Below are 19978 nucleotides of genomic sequence, written 5' to 3' on the forward strand. Positions count from 1 at the left end.
GTGCGGTCCCCGTCCGCGGGCCGCGCGGTGGGCAACGGCAGCGGCCGGGCCGCGGCGCCGGACAGCCGCCAGCGCGGCGGGCGGGCCGGGTCGGCGGTGTCGACCGCGGCCACCGCGGCGTCGGGGGTGGTGGCCAGGCGTTCGACGGCCACGGCGACCCGGCGCAGGACGTCGGCGGCGGCCTCGGCCGGGTAGCAGTCGGTGCGGTGCTTGAGGGCGAGGCGCAGCCGGCCGGCCTGGGCGGTGACCGAGAAGGTGAGCGGGTAGTGGGTGGCGTCCCGGCCGCCCACGCCGCGGACGGCGAGGCCGGCGGCGCGCTCGCTGCCGCTGAGCGCCTCGTCGTCGAACGGGTAGTTCTCGAACACCATCATGGTGTCGAAGAGCGCGTCGTTCCCGGTGGCCCGCTGGATGTCGGCGAGCCCGACGTGCTGGTGGTCGATGAGCGCGATCTGCTCCGCGTGCACCTCGGCGAGCAGGTCGCGCAGGCTGCGGCCGGGGTTCAGACGCACCCGGGTCGGCACGGTGTTGACGAACAGGCCGATCATCGACTCGACGCCCGGCAGCTCCGGGGGCCGCCCGGAGACGGCCGTGCCGAAGACCACGTCGGCGGCGCCGGTGAGCTGTCCGACGACCAGGCCCCAGGCCGTCTGGGCCAGGGTGTTGAGGGTGACGCCGGCCACCCGGGCCGCGCCCTCCAGGGTCGCGGTCGTCTCGGGCGACAGGGTGAGTTCCACCTCGCCGGGCACCGCGGGCCGGCCCCGGCCCGCGGCGGGCGCCAGCAGTGCGGGCCGCGTGAGGTCGGCGAGCGCCGCCCGCCAGGCGGCCAGCGCGGCCGGCCGGTCCCGGCCCGCGAGCCAACGCAGGTAGTCGGCGTACGGGCGGCGGGCCGGCAGCGGCTGCCCGGCGTACGCGGCGAACAGGTCGGTCAGCAGCAGCGGCGTGGACCAGCCGTCCATCAGCAGGTGGTGGCTGGTGAGCAGCAGCCGGTGCCGGTCGTCGGCGAGCCTGACCAGCGTGCAGCGCAGCAGCGGCGGCCGGGCCAGGTCGAAGCGCTCGGTGCGGTCGGCCGCGGTGAGTGCTTCGAGCGCCAGGTGCGGGGCCGGCTCGGCCCGTAGGTCGATCTCCCGCCAGGGCAGCGGTGCGGCCCCGGTGACGTACTGCACCAGGTTGCCGTCGGCCAGTTGCCCGAACCCGGCCCGCAGGCTGGGCTGTCGGTCCACGACGGTCTGTGCGGCGCGGCGCAGCCGGCCGGCGTCCAGGGTGCCGGTCAGCTCCAGTTCGAGTTGGACCAGGTAGACGTCGAGCGCGTCCGGGTCGGACAGGGCGTGGTAGGCGAGGCCCTGTTGCAGCGGGGAGAGCGGCAGTACGTCGGTCAGCGCGGGGTGCTGCCGCTCCAACTCCTCGACCTGCGCCTGGTCGAGGGTGACCAGCGGAAAGTCGGACGGGGTGTGCCCGCCCCGTGCGGCGCCGGTGACGCAGGTGCCCGCGGTGCCGTCGGCCAGTTCGCGCAGCGTCGCGGTGAAGCGGTCGGCGATCCGGCGTACCCGCTCGGCCGCGAGCAGCCCCGGCGGGTAGGTCCAGCGGATGGTGAGGCTCGGCCCGTGCGGCCCGTCGATGGCCGAGGCGTGCACGTCCAGGACGTGATCGGCGGGGAGCGTGGGGTCGGTGATGGCGTCCGATTCGGGGGCCGGGGTCCAGCTCCCGGCGACCGGGTCGTCGCTGCTGGCGCCGTCGAAGCGACCCAGGTAGTTGAAGGCGATCTGGGCACCGCTGGGCGCCTGGGCGTACAGCAGCCCGTAGCCGGTGCCCTGGCGCGGCACGGCGCGCAGTTGCTCCTTGACCCGCTTGACCGCGGCGGCGGCGCCGGCCGTACCGGGGGCGATGCGGACCGGGTACTGGGTGGTGAACCAGCCGACCGTACGGGAGAGGTCGGCGCCCGGCACCAGGTCCTCGTGGCGGCCGTGCGACTCCAGGTCGAGCAGGACGGAGCCGGCACCCGACGCGCCGTCCCGGCCGGCGCCCGGGGCGCGTTCGGCGGTGACCGCCAGCGCCAGCGCGGCCAGCAGCACGTCCTCCGGGTTGGCGTGGAAGGCCGCGGGCACCTCGCCGAGCAACGGCCCCGCGAGGGCGGGCTCGATGACGGTACGGACCGTACGGCCGTCGGCGGCGCGGTCGGCATCCGGGTCCAAGGGCCGCTCCCCCAGCGGGAGTTCGTCCCCGGCCAGGGTCCGCTCCCAGTGTTCCCGCTCGTCCTCGTGCCGGGCCGCGCCCGCCCACAGCTCCCGGGCCCAGTGGCCGAAGGAGGTGCCGGGCGGCGGCAGCCGCCGGCCGGCCGCGGCGGCTGACCCTCGGTCCCGATCAGGGCCCGCGGACTCCCCGTCGAGCAGGGCGGCGAGGTCGGCGAGCAGGATGCGCCAGGAGACGCCGTCCACGGCCAGGTGGTGGACGGTCAGCAGCAGCCGGCCCACCTCGCCCGGCCCGGCGTCGAACCACACCGCCGACACCAGGCGCCCCGCCTCCGGCCGGAGCCCGTCGACGGCGGCGGCCGAGTGCTCGGCGACCAGCGCCCGCAGCCGCTCGGGGCCGGCGTCGGCGGTGTCCACGACGGTCAACCGGTACGCGGCGGGGGCCCCGTCGGCGGAGGCGGCGGCCGGGTCCGGGGCGGGGCGGTCGGCGGTCAGGGCCGGCCGGCCGTCGGCGTCGCGGACCACCCGGGCCCGCAGCATGGCGTGCGTGGCCACCAGCGTCGCCAGCGCCTCGGCGAGCCCCTGCTCGGTGAGCGTGCCGGGCACCCGGACCAGTACGGCCTGGTGGAAGGTGCGCCAGGCGGCCGGTCTGGCGGCGAGCCACTGCATGATCGGGGTGAGCGGCACGGTGCCCCGCTCGACCGCGCCCACGGCCGTGGCCCGGGCCGGGTCGGCGAGCGGGGTGACGACGGCGGCCAGCGCCAGCGGGGTGCGGTGCTCGAAGATCTGTCGGGCGGTCAGCGCCAGCCCGGCCGCCCTGGCCCGGCTGACGAGTTGGATGGAGGAGATGCTGTCGCCGCCGATGGCGAAGAAGCTGTCCGCACCACCGACCCGCGGCCGGCCCAGCACCTCCCCGAAGAGGCCGGCGAGGGTCGCCGCCACCCCGTCGAGCGGCAGGTCGTCCGCGGCGCCGGTGTCGGCCGGCGCGGGCAGCGCGGAGCGGTCCACCTTGCCGTTGGGGCTGAGCGGGAAGGCGTCCAGGCGCACCACGGCGGCGGGCACCAGGTAATCCGGCAGGGTGCGGGCGAGCGCGGCCCGTACGGCCGCCACATCCAGCGGGCCGTCGGCGCCGCCGGTACCGGTGCCGGTCCCGATGGGGCCGGCACCGGGCACGGCCCCGCCCCGAGCGGCCTCGGCACCGGCCGCGCCGTCGGACTTGGCGTCCATCACCACGTAGCCCACCAGCACCGGCTGTCCCGGCCGGTCCTCGCGGAGCAGTGCGACCGCCTGCCGGACGCCGGGCAGCGCGCCGAGCGCCGCTTCCACTTCGCCGAGTTCGATCCGGAAGCCGCGCAGTTTGACCTGGTCATCCGCGCGGCCGAGGTAGACGAGCGAACCGTCGGCGCCCCAGCGGGCCAGGTCGCCGGTGCGGTACATGCGGGCGCCGGGCGCCCCGTACGGGTCGGCGACGAAGCGCTGTGCGGTCAGCCCGCTGCGGGCGTGGTAGCCGCGGGCGAGCCCGCTGCCGGCCACGTACAGCTCCCCCGGAGTGCCGGGCGGCACCGGCTGGAGGGTGGCGTCCAGCACGTAGCAGGCGGTCTCGGTGACGGGGCGGCCGACCGGCACCGGGCCGCTGCCCAGGGCGTCGGCCGCGCAGCGCCACAGGGTCGCGTCGACGGTGGTCTCGGTCGGCCCGTACGAGTTGAACATCGGGGTGTGCGGGGCCCAGGCGCGGACCAGTTCGGGCGCGCACGCCTCGCCGGCGACGATGAGCGTGGTGCCGGGGGCGAGCGCGCCGGCGGGCAGCGCGGCGAGTACGGCGGGCGGCACCGTCAGATGGGTGATGCCGCGTTCGGCGATGAAGCGGCCGAGCGGTTCCCCGAGCCGCCGGTCGGCCGGCACGATCTCCAGGCAGCCGCCGGACAGCAGCGCCATGACGATCTCCCACACCGAGGTGTCGAAGCTGAGCGAGGCGAACTGGAGCACCCGGGAGCCGGGTCCGGCGGCGAAGCCGGTGATCACGGTGTCGGCGAGCGCGGGCAGCCCGGCGTGCGAGAGCACCACGCCCTTGGGCCGGCCGGTGGAGCCCGAGGTGTAGATGACGTACGCGGCCGAATCCGGCCGCAGCGCGCGCCAGGCCCCCGGGTCGGTGTCGGGCCCGCCCTGCACGGGCGTCGGGTGCAGGGCCGGCAGGGCCGGCAGGGCCGGCAGGGTGAGCGTGGGCAGTCCGGCGGGCACGGGCAGGTGGTGGCCCGGCGCGGTGAGGGCGAGGACGGGGGCGGCGTCCGCGAGCGTGAACCGGACCCGTTCGGCCGGGTAGTCGGGGTCCACGGGTAGGTAGACGGCGCCGGCCTTGGCCACGGCGAGGAAGGCGGCGACGGCGTCGACGGTGCGCGGCAGGGCGACGGCGACCCGGTCTTCGGGGCGTACGCCGTGCGCGATCAGGGTGTGCGCGAGCCGGTTGGCCGCCGCGTCCAACTCCCGGTAGGTGAGCTCGACATGGGCGCCGGTGTGTGCGGAGGGGCCGGCGATGGCCGGGGCGTCGCCGGCCGCCGCGACCCGGGCGGCAAACAGTCCTGGCAGGGTGCGCGGCCCACCGGGCGCAAGGGCCGGGCCCAGGGCGGCGGGACCGCCCGGGGCCGGTGCGCCGGCGGTCGGGCCGGTGGCGGTGCCGGTCAGCGCCGCGCGTTCAGCCGCCGAGAGCGCGTCGAGCCGGTGCAGCGGCGCGTCGGGCTGCGCGACGGCTGCGGTCAGCAGGCGCACCAGCCGGTCGGCGAGCGCCGCCGCCGAGGCCCGGTCGAAGAGGTCGGTGGCGTATTCAAGCACTCCGTCGATGCCGTCGGTGCCCGCCCGTTCGGCGAGGGTGAAGGTGAGGTCGAACTTGGCGGCGTCGCCGAGCGCGGGCACCGCCGTGGTCTGCACGCCGGCGAGCCCGACCTCGGCGGCGGCCCGGTTCTCGTACGCCAGCATCACCTGGAACAGCGGGTGCCTGGCCAGCGAGCGGTGCGGGCTCACGACGTCCACCAGGTGCTCGAAGGGCACGTCGGCGTGGGCGTAGGCGGCAAGGTCCACGCCGCGCACCCGGTCGATGAGGGTGCGGAAGCTGGGGTCGCCCGAGGTGTCGGTGCGCAGCACCAGGTTGTTGACGAAGAAGCCGACCAGGTCGTCGAGTGCGGTGTCGGAGCGGCCGGCGACGGGCGTGCCGATCACCACGTCGGTGCCGGCGCCGACCTTGCTGAGCAGGGCGGCGAGGGCGGCGTGCGCGGTCATGAACAGCGACGCCGAGCAGGCGCTCGCCAGCTCGCGCAGCGCACGGTGGGTCGCGGCGGGGACGTGGAAGGGCACGAAGCCGCCCCGGTAACTGGGGTGCGCGGGGCGCGGCCGGTCCGTGGGCAGGGCCGTCTCGTCGGGCAGGTGGGCGAGTTGGGCGCGCCAGTAGTCGACCTGGGTCTGGAGCGGGCCGCCCGGCAGCGGTCCGTCCTCGCCCCAGCCGAGGACCTCGCGCTGCCACAGCGCGTAGTCGGCGTACTGCACCGGCAGCGGCTCCCAGGCGGGCGCCCGGCCCGCGCGGCGGGCCGCGTAGGCGGTGGCCAGGTCGCCCAGGAGCGGCCCTGCGGACCACTGGTCGGCGGCGATGTGGTGCACCACCAGGGCGATGACGTGCTGGTCCGGCCCGATGGCGAGCAGCGCGGCACGCAGCGGGGCCTGCTGCTCCAGGTCGATGGCGGCCCCGGTGAGCGCGGTGAGTTCGCGTTCCCAGCGGCCGGCGGTGACCTGGTGCACCGGCAGCACGTCGCCGAGTTCGGCGACCGGCAGCACCTGCTGGTACGGGCGGCCGTCGACGGCCGGGAAGACGGTGCGCAGGCTCTCGTGCCGCTCCAGGACGTCGCCGAGCGCGGCGCGCAGCGCCGGCACGTCCAGCGGGCCGGTGAGCCGGGCGACGAAGGGGATGTTGTACGTGGCGCTCGGGCCATGCAGTTGGTGCAGGAACCACAGTCGGCGCTGGGCGGGCGAGAGCGGCACCCGCTCGGGGCGCGGGCGCGGGGTGAGGGCGGCGCGGCGGGCGCTGCCGGGCTCGGCGCGGCGGGTCAGGCCGGCGACGGTGGGCGCCTCGAAGACGTCGCGCACCGACACCTCGGCGTCGAGTGCGGCCCGGACCCGGGAGGCGAGGCGGGTGGCGAGCAGGGAGTGGCCGCCGAGGGCGAAGAAGTCGTCGTCGACGCCGAGGTGGGTGAGGCCGAGCAGGTCGCGGAAGAGGCCGGCGACGATCTCTTCCGCGGGGGTGCGCGGCGGGCGCGACGCGCCGTTGCCGGCGCGCTCGGGCTCCGGCAGGGCCCGCTGGTCGAGTTTGCCGTTGCCGGTCAGCGGCCACCGTTCGACGCGGACGACGGCGGCCGGCACCAGGTGGCCGGGGAGCCGCTCGGCGAGCCGGGCGCGCAGCCGCGCCGGATCGAGGTGGTCGGTGGCCGGGCGGACGTAGCCGATGAGCCGGGTGGCGCCGTCGGGCCCGGGGCGGGCCAGTACGACGGCGTCGGCGACGTCGGGTTCGGCGGCCAGCGCGGCCCGCGCCTCGCCGGGCTCCACCCTGAAGCCGCGGATCTGCACCTGGTCGTCGGCGCGGCCCAGGTAGTCGAGTTCGCCGTCCTCGGTCCAGCGGGCCAGGTCGCCGCTGCGGTACATGCGGGCGCCGGGGGCGCCGAACGGGTCGGCCACGAAGCGGGTCGCGGTCAGGGCGTGCCGGCCCAGGTAGCCGCGGGCCAGGCCGGGCCCGGTGACGTACAACTCGCCGGTGGCGCCGGGCGGCACCGGGCGCAGCGCGGAGTCCAGGAGGTAGAGCCCGAGGTCGTCGATCGGCCGGCCGACGGGGCTGTGCGGCCGGTCGGTGGGGTCGGTGTGGTCGGGACCCAGGACCAGTTGGGTGACGTGCACCGTGGTCTCGGTGATGCCGTACATGTTGACCAGTTCGGGCGCCTGGTGGTCGTAGTGGGCGAGCCAGGGCGTCAGCCGCTGCGGGTCGAGCGCCTCGCCGCCGAAGACGACGGTGCGCACCGCCAGCGGGCCGGCGCCGTCGGCGCGGGCGGCGTCCTCGGCCTCGGCGAGTTGGTAGAAGGCCGACGGGGTCTGGTTGACCACGGTGACCTGCTCGGCGGCGAGCAGGGCGCGGAACTCGTCGGGGGCGCGGCTGACGGCCTGGTCCACGATGACCAGGCGCCCGCCGTGCAGCAGGGCGCCGAACAGTTCCCACACCGAGAAGTCGAAGGCGTAGGAGTGGAAGAGGGTCCACACGTCGGCGGGGCCGAAGGCGAACAGTTCCTCGGTGGCGTCGAAGAGCCGCAGCACGTTGCCGTGCGGGACCACCACGCCCTTGGGCGCCCCGGTGGAGCCCGAGGTGTAGATGACGTACGCGGTGTGGTCGGCGGTGATGCGCGGGGGTGGCGGGGCGGCGGGGCCGGTCGGGGCGGCGAGTGCGGCCAGCCGTGCGGTGGTGGCGGGCGCGTCCAGGGCGATGCGCGGGATGCCGGCGGGGGCGCCGGGGAGGGTGTCGTCGGTGGTGAGGAGGGCGACGGGGGCGGCGTCGGCGAGGACCGTCGCGGCGCGGTCCGCCGGCCCGTCGGCCGCCAGCGGCAGGTAGCCGGCGCCGGTCTTGAGGACGGCGAGGACGGCGGCGACCTGGTCGGTGCCGGGCGGCAGGGCGATGGCCACCAACTGGCCGGCCCCTGCTCCGTGTTCGCGCAGCAGCCGGGCCAGGTGGTCCGAGCGCCGGTCCAGTTCCCGGTAGCTGAGCCGGTCCGGGCCGTGGGTGAGGGCGGTGGCGTCCGGGTCGCGGCGCACGGCCGCGGCGAAGCGGGCGGTGAGGGTGTCATCGCGCGCGGGCGGCTCGGTGGTGAGCGGGGCACCGTCGTCCAGGACCCGGCGGCGCTCGTGCGGGGCGAGCAGTTCGACCGCGCCCACCGGCTGGTCGGCGTCGTCGGCGTAGCCGGTCAGGACCCGGACGTAGGCCGCGCCGAGGGCCCGGGCCGCCTCGGTGGTGAGCTGGTCGGGGCGGTAGCGCAGGGCCAGGTGCGGGGTGGGTCCCGGGTGGACGACGACGGTGACCGGGTAGTGGGTGGCGTCGTCGCCGCGTACGGAGGCGACCTGGAGGCCGCCCGCGGCCTGGGCGGTGGCCAGGCCGTCGGAGTCCACCGCGAAGTTCTCCACCACCAGCAGCGTGTCGAAGAGTTCGCCGATGCCGATGGCCTGCTGGATGCGGGCGAGGCCGATGTGCTGGTGGTCGAGGAGTGCGGCCTGGGCGCGCTGGAGCGCGTGCGCCACCTCCACCAGCGGGCGCGCCGGCGGGGCGTGCACGGCGACCGGAAGCGTGTTGATGAACAGGCCGATCATGGTGTCGGCGCCGTCGAGTTCGGCGGGCCGGCCCGAGACGGTGGTGCCGAAGGCGACGTCGGCGCGGCCGGTGTGCCGGGCCAGGGTGGCGCCCCAGGCCGCCTGGTAGAGCGAACCGCTGGTCAGGCCCTGGGCGGTGGCCAGCGCGGCGAGCCGGGCGCCGACGCCTTCGGGTAGGGCCAGGTCGAGTTGGGTGGGCAGTTCGGGCACGCCGGCGAAGCGGCCGGGCACCAGCAGCGTCGGCTCGGCCAGGCCGGCCAGGGCGGTGCGCCAGGCGGTCTCGGCCGCGTCGCCGTCCTGGCCGGCGAGGTGGGCCAGGAAGTCGCGGTACGGGCGGACCGGGGGCAGGGCGGCGTCCGAGCCGCCGGCCGCGTAGCAGGCGAACAGTTCCTTGCCGAGCAGCGGCACCGACCAGCCGTCGATGAGGATGTGGTGGGCGCACAGCAGCAGGTGCCAGGCGTCGTCGGCGAGCTTGATCAGCGTCATCCGCAGCAGCGGCGGCTCGGTCAGGTCGAAGCGGCGGGCCCGGTCGGCTGCGGTGAGCCGGGCCAGTTCGCGGTCCTGGTCGTCCGGCGCCCGCCCCGTCAGGTCGTACTCCTCCCAGGGCAGTTCGCACCGGTGCGGGATGACCTGTACGGCGCGGTCCAGGCCCTCGTGGAGGAAGGCGGCGCGCAGGTTGGCGTGCCGGGCCAGGAGTTGCCCGCCGGCGGCGCGCAGGGCGCCAGCGTCCACGGCGCCGCGCAGGTCGAAGGCGAGTTGCAGGGTGTACACGTCGAGCGCCTGCGCGTCGAACGCGGAGTGGAAGAGCAGGCCCTCTTGCAACGGGGACAGCGGAAGGATGTCGTCCAGGCCGTCGTGCTCACTCACCGGTTCCTCCATCGTGCTTGGAGCAGGGCGCTCTGTTCGGGGCTGAGCGGGGACAGCGAGGGGGTGGGCCCTCGCGCGGGCTCGGGGGCGGGCGGCGCGGCCGGGGCGGTGGGCTCGGGCTCGCCGTCGGCGGCCTGGGGCGGCTCGCCGGGGTCGTGTGGCGGGGGCGGGTCGGTACGGCCCGCCGGGGCGGTGTCCTGGCCGGCGCCCGGGCCGGTTGCTACGGCGGTGTCGTGGGCGATCCGGGTCAGTTCGGCCAGCCAGCGTTCGCCGAGGTCGGCCACCTCCTCGCCGGTCAGCGAACCCGGCGCCCAGGTGAGCCTGGTGTGCAGGGCGGGGCCTTCCGGGGTGTCCCGGGTGACCGCGTTGAGCTCCAACGGGTGGGCCATGGGCAGCGCGGTGTCGATGGCACCGCCGAGCACGCCTGCCTCCGGCGCCGCCGCCCAGGCCCGTTCGTCGGCGGCCTGGGTGAACCGGCCCAGGTAGTTGAAGGAGATCCGGGGCGCCGGGTGATCGGCGAGCGCGGCACCGCCCACGGGGTCGAGGTGGCGCAGCAGGCCGTAGCCGATGCCGCTGTCGGGCAGCGCGGTGAGGGCGTCGCTCACCTGGCGCACCGCATCGGCCGCGGGCCCGGTGACGGGGGCGGTGAGCCGTACCGGGTACAGGCTGGTGAACCAGCCGACGGTACGGGACAGGTCGGCCCCCGGGCAGATGTGCTCCTCCCGGCCGTGGCCCTCCACGTGCACCAGGAAGTCGGCCCTGGCCACCCCGCCCCAGCCGCCGACGGCCCGGGCGAGCGCGGTCAGCAGCAGGTCGCCGACGCCGGCGCGGTACCGCTCGGTGGCGGTGGTCAGCAGCGGTGCGGTGGCGGCCGGCGGCAGTACCACGATGCGGTGCTCGGCCGCGCCGACGGTGTCGGTGAGCCGCCCTGCCGCCCGGCCGCCGGGCAGCCCTTCGGGGGCGGCCAACACGGCCTGCCACTGCGGGATCTCGGCCCGCCGGCCGGCGGCGACGGCCGGCAGGGCGGCGGCCCAGGCGGGGAAGGAGGTCGGCACCTTTGGCAGCACGGGCGGCCGGCCGGCTGCCACCGATTCCCAGGCCGTGCGCAGGTCGTCGGCGATGATCCGCCAGGACACGCCGTCCACCGCCAGGTGGTGGATGACCAGCAGCAGCCGGCCCGGATGCGCGGGCCCGGGGTCGAACCAGACCGCCTGGAGCACTCGTCCGGCGGCTGGGTCGAGCGCGTCCGCGGCCGACTCGGCCGCGGCCTCGATCGCGGCGTCGGCGAGCGGTACGGGCCCGGCGACGCGACGCAGCGGCGGGGCTGCGCCGGCCGGCGGCGCGGCGCGCCCGGGCGCCGCGAACGTGCCGTGTTCGGCGGCCAGGTCGACGGGGGCGCACAGCATCGGGTGCCGGTCGACGAGGGCCGCCAGCACCGCTTTCAGGGCGCCGGCTCCGACGCCGCTGGGCAGCGTGAGCAGCATGGACTGGCTGAACCGGGCGGTGGGCCCGCCGCGCCCCGCCAGCCATCGCATGATCGGGGTGAGCGGTACGGGGCCGCTCGGCGCGGGGAGCGCGCGGGCATGCTGGCCGGCCGGGCCCGTGGGGCTTGCGAGATCTGTGAGTCCCGCGGGTTCGGCCCGTGCGTCGACGAGGGCGGCCAGCCGCCGTACGGTGGTCTCCTCGAAGACCTCGCGCGGGGTGAGCCCGATGCCCGCCGCACGGGCCTTGGCCACCAGTTGCAGGGACAGGATGCTGTCGCCACCGAGGGTGAAGAAGCTGTCCTGGGCGCCGACCTCGGGCAGCCCGAGCACCCCGGCGAACAGCTCGGCCAGCACCTCCTCGACCCGCCCCACCGGCTTCTCCCGCCCGATGCCGGCGGCGAAGTCCGGGGCGGGCAGGGCCGCCTGATCGAGCTTGCCGTTGGCGGTCACCGGCAGCCGCTCCACGACGACCAGCGCCGCGGGCACCATGTGCTCGGGCAACTCGACGGCGAGCCGGGCCCGCAGGGCTTCGGTGTCGATCGGGGCGGGTGGGGTTGGTTGCGCAGCAGGCGCGGCAGGCGCGGCACCCGGAACCGCCGGTGCAGCCGGTGCAGCCGGTGCAGCCGGTGCAGCCGGTGCAGCCGGTGCAGCCGGTGCAGCCGGGACGACGTACCCCACCAGCCGGCCGGGGCCGCCGTCCGAGCGGACCACGACCGCGGCCGTACGCACCTGGGGCGAGCGGGTCAGGGCGGTGGCGATCTCGCCGAGCTCCACCCGGAAGCCGCGGACCTTGACCTGGTCGTCGCCGCGGCCGTGGTAGCGCAGTTGTCCGTCCCCGCCCCAGGAGACCAGGTCGCCGGTGCGGTACATGCGGGCGCCGGGTGGGCCGAAGGGGCTGGCCGTGAAGCGTTGGGCGGTGAGTGCGGACCGGCCCAGGTAGCCGCGGCCGACGCCGGCCCCGGCCACGTACAACTCGCCGACCACGCCGGGTGGCACCGGGCGCAGCAGCGGATCGAGGACGTGGGCGGTGACGCCCGGTAGCGGGCTGCCGATCGGCGGGGTCGCCGCGCCGGTGAGCGGTGGGCTCATCGTCACGCAGGCGGTCGCCTCGGTCGGCCCGTACGCGTTGACCATGCGCCGCCCCGGCGCCCAGCGGGCCACCAGTTCGGCCGAGCACGCCTCGCCGCCGACGACGAGGGTCCGCAGGTGGTCGAGGCCGGTGGGTTCGAGGCCGGTGAGGGCGGTCGGTGGGATGAGGGCGTGGGTGATGCGGTGGTCGGCGAGCGCCTCGCCGAGGAGTTCGCCGGCGAGCGGCCCGGGCGGCGGGACGACCAGGGTGGCGCCGGTGGCCAGCGCCATCAGCGTCTCCATCACCGAGGCGTCGAAGGACGGCGAGGCGAGCGCCAGGACGCGGCTGTCCGGGTCGATGGCGAGCCGGTCGGCCTGCGCGGCGGCCAGCGCGGCCAGGCCGTGGTGCTCGATCACCACGCCCTTGGGCCGGCCGGTGGAGCCCGAGGTGTAGATGACGTACGCGGCGTCGCGCGGCGTCGCGGTGTCCAGCGGCGCCCGGCTCGGCGGGGCGTCCGGGTCCGCCGGCGACGGCGCAGGCCCGGTCAGGTCCGCCACGGACAGCACCGTGGCCCCGGTCGCGGCCAGCCCGGGCGCGAGGTCGGCGGTGGTGAGGACGAGCGCCGGGGCGGCGTCGGTGAGCATGTAGGCGATGCGCTGGCGCGGGTAGTCGGGGTCGACGGGCAGGTGGGCGGCGCCGGCCCGCTGCACCGCCAGGAGGGCGACGACCAGGTCGACCGAGCGCGGCAGCACGACGGCCACCAGCCGGCCGGGCCCGGCTCCGTGCGCGACCAGGCGGGCCGCCAACTCACCCGCTTCTCGGTGCAGTTGGGCGTAGGTCAACTCGGTACGGGGCACGCCGGCAGCTCCCGAGCCACGGGCGGCTGCCGATCCGCCCGACCTGCCCGCCGCGTCCGCCGCGTCCGGTCCACCCGGCGTGGCAGGTGCCGTCGTGGCCGCGGGTCCGGTCACGGCGATGGCGTGCGGGCGGCTGCGCACCTGGGCGCCGACCAGTTCGGCCCAGGTGGCGGGCGGTGGCGGGGTCGGGCCGTGTTGACGCTCGGCGAGGGCGGCGCGCTCGGCGGGCAGCGCCAGGTCGAGCGCGCCCACCGGGGTGTGCGGCTCGGTCAGCAGGGCGCGCAGCCCGGCCCGTACCCGCTCCGCGATCCGCTCCACGGCCTGCGCGTCCACCGCGTCCGGCTGGTACTTCAGCCGCAGCGTCAGTTGTTCACCGGGGATGGCGACGCAGGTCAGCGGGTAGTGCGTGGCGTCCCAGCCGTGTACGTCGGCGACGGTGAGGCCGGTGCCGGCGGTGAGCTCCGCCAGGTCGTCCACCGGGTAGTTCTCGACGGCCGTCAGGGTGTCGAAGAGCGTGCCGATGCCGGTCTCGCGCTGAATGTCGGCCAGGCCCAGATGGTGGTGCGGCAGCAGCGTGGTCAGCTCCTCCTGCACCCGGGTGGCCAGGTCGAGCAGCGACTCCTGCGGGCGCAGCCCGACCCGGACCGGGACGGTGTTCACGAAGAGTCCGACCATCCGCGTCACCCCGGGCACCTCGGCGGGGCGGCCGGAGACGACGGTGCCGAAGAGCAGGTCGGTGCGGCCGGTGCAGGCGGCGAGGGTCAACGCCCACACGGTCTGCACGACCGTGCCCAGGGTGAGTTCCGTGGCCCGGGCGAACGCGGCGAGTTCCGCGGTGAACTCGGCGTCCAGCACGCGCGTCAGCTCCTCCGGCGGTCCCGCCACCACCCGGCCGGCCGCGGCGGGCGCCAACAGGGTGGGTTCGGTGCAGCCGGCCAGTGCCGCGCGCCAGGCGGCGCCGGCCGCGGCCCGGTCCTGCCCGGCGAGCCAGTGCAGGTAGTGCGGGTAGTGCGGGGCCGGCGCGAGCGCCGGCGGCACGGCGCCCCCGACCCCGCTCCCGGTCACGTCCGCGTTCGCGTCTCCGTCTTCGGGGCCGGCCGCCGGCGCGCTCTCGGCCCGCTCCCGGGCGTAGGAGCGGAGCAACTCCCGTACCAGCAGCGGCATCGACCAGCCGTCGAGCACCAGGTGGTGGCCGGTGAGGACGAGTTCGCTGGTGGTGTCGTCGAGTCGGATCAGGGTGCAGCGCAGCAGCGGCGGGGCGGCCAGGTCGAAGCGGCGCAACCGGTCGTCCTCGGCGGCGCGGCGGGCCCGCCGCTGTCGTTCGCGGCGGGTGTGCCGGCGCAGGTCGCGCTCGGTGAGCTGGACCGCCGCGTGCTCGGCCGCCCGCTGCACCCAACCCGGCCCCGTACCCGGCGCGTCACCGGCGGGGTCCGTGCCGTACGCGGCGGGGCCGTCGGAAGCCGGCACGAACGCCGTCCGCAGCGGGGCGTGCCGCGCGACCACGTGGTGCAGGGCCGCTTGCAGCGCGGCGGCGTCGAGGGCGCCGGCCAGATGCAGGGTGACCTGGACGTGGTAGAGGTCGAGCGCGCTCTCGTCGTAGCGGGACAGGAACAGCAGCCCCTCCTGGAGCGGGGTGACGGGCCACACCGCCCCGACGGCCGGTGCGGGGGGCGCCTCGCCGGCGGGCACGGTGTCCGGCACGTCCGGGGCGTGCTCGGCCACCGTGAGCAGGCCGCGCACGGTGCGCTGGCGGAACACGTCCTGCGGGGTGAACCGCAGGCCCGCCCGGCGCGCGGCGCCCACCAGGTGGATGGAGAGGATGCTGTCGCCGCCCAGGGCGAAGAAGCTGTCGGTGGTGCCGACCTCGGGCAGGTGCAGCAACTCGGCGAACAGCCCGGCGAGCAGCCGCTCGTCAGCGGTGCTCGCGGCCACCTGCTCGGCAGTTTCGGCGAGCTCGGGCGCGGGCAGCGCGGCCCGGTCGAGCTTGCCGTTGCGGGTCACCGGCAGCGCGTCGATGGGGATCAGCGCGGTGGGCACCAGATGGGCGGGGAGCACCGCTTCGAGATGGTCGCGGACCGCTCGGAGCGCCGCCGCGTCCAGCGGGCCCGCCGCCGGCGCCTCCCCGACCGGCTGCTCCCCGGCCGGCCGGGCGTCGACGGGCGGTGCGGCCGGTACGAGGTAGCCGACCAGGTGCGCGGCGCCGGTCGCCGGGTCGGTGTGGGCGATCACGGCGCTGTGCGCCACGGCCGGGTGGGCGTCGATGGCCGCCTGGATCTCGCCGGGCTCGATGCGCAGCCCGCGCAGCTTGATCTGGTCGTCGGCCCGACCCAGGTGTTCCAGGGTGCCGTCGCGCCGCCAGCGGGCGAGGTCACCGGTGCGGTAGAGGCGCGAGCCGGGGGGCCCGTACGGGTCGGCGGTGAAGCGTTCGGCGGTGAGCGCGGCCCGGCCGAGGTAGCCGAGCGCGAGTTGGGCGCCGGCCAGGTACAGCTCGCCGGGCACCCCGGGCGGCACCGGGCGCAGCGCGGCGTCGAGCACCAGGGTGCGGGTGTTCCACACCGGCCGGCCGATCGGCACCCGGACCGCGGTGGCGTCGGCGGGCCCGGTGTGCCAGCCGGTGACGTCCACGGCGGCCTCGGTCGGCCCGTACAGGTTGTGCAGTTCGGCCTGCGGTGCCAGCCGCTGCCAGCCGGCGACGGCGGCCGGCGGCAGGCCCTCGCCGCTGGCGAAGACGCGGCGCAGGCTGGCGCAGTCGGCGGCGCTCGCGCCGGCGGTGAAGGCGGCCAGCATCGAGGGGACGAAGTGCGCGGTGGTGATCGCCCGGTTGCGGATGAGGGCGGCGACCGCGGCCGGGTCGCGGTGGTCGTCGGGGCCCGCGACCACCAGCGTGGCGCCGGCGAGCAGCGGCCAGAACAGCTCCCACACCGACACGTCGAAGCCGGCCGGGGTCTTGTGCAGCACCCGGTCGGTGGCGTCGAGCGGGTAGCGGTCCTGCATCCAGCGCAGCCGGTTGGCGATCGCCTCGTGGGTGACCTGGACGCCCTTGGGCCGCCCGGTGGAGCCCGAGGTGTAGATGACGTACGCCGGGTCCTGCGGCAGCGGTGCGGTGGGCCGGCGACCGGGGCGGCGCGCGGGCGCGGGGTCCGTGGGTGAGGGGTCCGTGGACGGGTCCGCGGGCGACGGGCCCGCGGGGGTGACCGCCAGCGGGATCGTCAGCAGGGGGAGGTCCGCCCCGTCGCGGGCCGCGCCGACGGCGAACCGCCAGCCGTCGCCAGCGCCGGCACCGGGGCCATCAGCGTCGCCGAGCACACTGCCCGTACTGGCCGAGCCGAGCGTGTCGGGCGACGGGAACCACTGGTCGGCCAGCTCCCGCGTGGTGACCAGGGCCGCGGCGCCGGCGTCCACCAGCAGGGCGGCGATCCGCTCGCGCGGCAGCTCCCGGTCGACGGGCAGGTAGCCGGCGCCGGTGCGCTGCACGGCGTGCAGGGCCAGCACCAGGGCGGCCGAACGGGGCAGCGCGACGGCCACCACATCGCCCCGACCGGCGCCGACGCTGCGGCCGGGCCCGCTCGCGGTGTCGCCACCGTCGCCGCTGCTGCCACCGCTGCCACTGCCGTCGCCGGCCGGCCTCTGGCCACCGGCCAACCGGACGGCCAGCGCATCGGCCGCGGCGTCGAACTCCGCGTAGCTCAGGCGCTGTTCCCCTGCCACCAGCGCGGTGGCCTGCGGTGTGCGGGCGGCCTGGGCGCGGACGAGTGCGGGCAGCGTGGTCGGCGGCAGCGGGTGGGCGGTGTCGTTCCATTCGGTGAGCACCCGGCGCCGGTCCGCGGTCGAGAGCAGCGTTGCGGCGCTGAGCGGGGTGTCCGGGTGGCGGCAGGCCCAGGCCAGGAGGGTGCGAAGCCGCTCGCCGAGCGCCTGCACGGTCTCCCGGTCGAACAGCGCCGTACGGTAGTTGAACGCCGCGCGCAGCCCCTGCCGGCCCGCCTCCTCCACGACGGCCAGCGTCAGGTCCCACTTGGCGCCCCGGGTCTCGACCAGCTCGACCGTCGCGGCTGCCGGGCCGAGGTCCACCGTGCCGCGGGGCGCGTTCTGGTGCACCAGGGCGACGTGGAACAGCGGGTGGCGGGCGAGCGAGCGTTCCGGGCTGAGCCGTTCCACCAGCCGCTCGAAGGGCAGGTCGCCGTGGTCGAAGGCGTCCAGGTCCACCGCGCGCACCCGCTCGACCAGTTCCCTGAAGGTCGGGTCGCCCGAGGTGTCGGTGCGCAGCACCACCGTGTTGGAGACCAGGCCGACCAGGTCGTGCAGGGCCCGGTCGGTGCGTCCGCTGAGCACCGTGCCGATCGGCAGGTCGGTGCCGCCGCCGTGCGCGGTGAGCAGCGCCGCGAACGCCGCCTGGACCACCATGAACAGCGTGGCCCCCGACGCCGCGGCCAGTTCGGCCGCAGCCCGGTGCGAGGCCGCGTCGATGGTGAACTCGGCCGAGTCGCCGCGCTGGTCCACCTCGGTGGGCCGCGGCCGGTCGAGCGGCAGCGCGATCTCCTCGGGCGCGCCGGCCAGCGCGGTGCGCCAGTAGGCGGTCAGCGACTCCTCCCGGTCCGCGAGGGCCGCCGCCTGCCACAGCGTGTAGTCGGCGTACTGCACGGCGGGCGCCGGCGGGAGGCCCACGGTCGCGCCGGGCAGCCGGGCGGCGTAGCAGGCGGCCAGGTCGGCGACGAGCGGGCCGCTCGACCACTCGTCACAGGCGATGTGGTGCAGCAGGAGCAGCAGGGCGCTCTCCCCGCCGGCGGCGTGCAACAGGTGGGCGCGCAACGGCGGTTCGGCGGCGAGGTCGAATTCGTACGCGGCGAGCCTGCGCACCTCGTCGGTGATCGCGTCCGCGAGGAGCTGGGCGGTGTGCAGGGCGGGGGCCGCCGCCGCGGCGGGCAGCACCCGCTGGGTCGCGCGGCCCTCGTGCTCGGGGAAGACGGTGCGCAGCACCTCGTGCCGGGCCGTCAGGTCGGCGAGCGCGTGCCGCAACGCCCCCTCGTCGAGCCGGTCGCGGGTGCGCAGCACCAGCGGCACCGTGTAGGTGGTGCCAGAGCCGGCCAGCCGGTGCAGGAACCACAGCCGCTGCTGCGCGGGGGAGAGCGGCAGCGCGGCCGGGCGCGCGGCTGTGGCGGCCAGCGCCGGCCAGGGCGTGCGCTCGGCCCGATCGGCCGCGGCGATGCGGTCGGCCAGCTCGGCGACCGTGGCGGCCTCGAACAGGGCCCGGATGGGCAGCCGTACGCCCAGTTCGGCGGCGATCAGCCCGGCGAGCCTGGTGACCAGCAGGGAGTGGCCGCCGAGGGCGAAGAAGTTGTCGTCGATGCCGACGGCTGGCAGGCCGAGCAGCCGGCCGTACAGGTCGCACAGCAGCCGCTCGTGCGGGGTGCGCGGGGCGCGCCCGCCGGTGGTGGCGGCCCGCCCCGGCTGCGGGAGCGCGGCCCGGTCGAGCTTGCCGTTGGTGGTCAGCGGCAGCCGCTCCAGGGTGACGAAGGCAGCGGGCACCATGTGCTCGGGGAGCGCTGCGGCACAGGCGGCCCGCAGGGTGGCGGCGGACTCGCCTGGGCGGTCGGCCGCGACCGGGGCCGGGGCGGTGACCGGCGCCGAGGCCGGAGTGGGGGCCGGAGTTGGGGCCGGGGTGCCTCCCGTCGCCGGGGTCGGCTCCCCCACGACGTACGCGACGAGCCCGTCCCCGGTGGGCAGGTCCGTGCGGAGCAGCACGGCGGCGGCGCGTACGCCGGGCACCGCCAGCAGCACCGCTTCGATCTCGCCGGTCTCCACGCGGAAGCCGCGCACGGAGACCTGGTGGTCGGCGCGGCCCAGGTAGCGCAGCACGCCGCCGGCCGACCAGCGGGCCAGGTCGCCGCTGCGGTACAGCCGGCTGCCCGGTGCCCCGAACGGGTTGGCCACGAACCGGTCCGCGGTCAGCGCCGGCCGGTTCAGATAGCCGCGGGCGAGTCCGCCGCCCGCCACGTACAGCTCGCCGGTGACGCCCGGCGGCACCGGTCGCAGCCCGCCGTCCAGGACGTAGACCCGCAGGTCGTCGATGGCGCGGCCGATCGGGCTGGCCACGTCGGCCGCGGCGGGCGCGGTCTCGGCCGCGGTCAGTTCGTGCTCGGTGACGTGCACGGTGGTCTCGGTGATGCCGTACATGTTGAGCAGCCGCGGGCCGTCGGCGCCGGCCGTCCACGGCGCGGCACGGCGCGGGTCGAGCGCCTCGCCGCCGAAGACCACCCAGCGCACCGATGCCGGCGGCTCCGCGCCGTCCAGGGCATCGGTGAGCTGGTAGAAGGCGGCCGGCGTCTGGCTGAGTACGGTGACCTGCTCGGTCTGGAGCAGGCGCAGGAAGTCGGGGGCCGAGCGGGCCGTGTCGTGCGGGACGACGACCAGCCTGCCGCCGTGCAGCAGCGCGCCCCACAGCTCCCAGACGGAGAAGTCGAAGGCGTACGAGTGGAACATCGTCCACACGTCGGCCGGCCCGAAGCCGAACCGCTCGCGGGTCGCGTCGAAGAGCCGGCCGATGTTGCGCCGGGTGACCACCACGCCCTTGGGCCGGCCGGTGGAGCCCGAGGTGTAGATGACGTACGCGGCGTGGTCGGGCGAGGCGGCGGGCGCGCCACCGGCGCCGGGCGCACCCCCCGCCGCCCCGTCGCCCCCGGCGGCGCTACCCGCTCCGGCTACTCCGGCCGCTCCCGCTGGCGCGCCCGTCTGGGCGAGGACCGCCCCGCCCGTGGCCAGCGTCAGCACCCGGTGCCCGCGCAGCGCGTCCGCTGCCGCGTGGTCGGCGGTGGTCAGGACGGCCGCCGGCGTGGCGTCGGAGAGCGTGTACGCGATGCGGTCGGCCGGGTAGCGCGGGTCGATCGGCAGGTACGCGGCGCCGGCACGGACCACCGCGAGGACGGCGACGACCGCCAGCGGGGTGCGCGGCAGCAGGAGCGCGACGCGGTCGTCGGGGCCGATGCCGAGTGCGGTCAGCCGGGCGGCCAGACGCTCGGTGCGGGCGTCGAGTTCGCCGTAGCTGAGGGTGTGTCCGGCGTGGCTGACGGCGGGGGCGTGCGGCGCGGACCGCACCACGGCCGCGAACCGTTCCATCAGGTCGGGCTCGCCGCTCTGCGC

The 19978-nt window shown here is 77.0% G+C and carries 2 protein-coding genes (1 of these 2 cut by a window edge); both read right to left on the bottom strand.

Going from position 1 to position 19978, the window contains the following annotated elements; translation table 11 throughout:
- Positions 1-9434 (bottom strand): amino acid adenylation domain-containing protein (locus ACMA1D_RS29950; RefSeq protein ID WP_414727128.1); only part of this gene is annotated, 9434 nt, incomplete at its 3' end.
- Positions 9431-19978, bottom strand: the 3' portion of a protein-coding gene (locus ACMA1D_RS29955) for an amino acid adenylation domain-containing protein (protein ID WP_414727129.1). The gene runs 8121 nt beyond the window's last position; only the last 10548 of its 18669 coding nucleotides appear in the window; its start codon lies off the right edge, out of view — the gene reads right to left on this strand; its stop codon occupies positions 9431-9433. The genes ACMA1D_RS29950 and ACMA1D_RS29955, both read right to left, overlap by 4 nt.

The organism is Streptomyces sp. 796.1, assembly GCF_047525675.1.
Classification (GTDB): Bacteria; Actinomycetota; Actinomycetes; order Streptomycetales; family Streptomycetaceae; genus Streptomyces.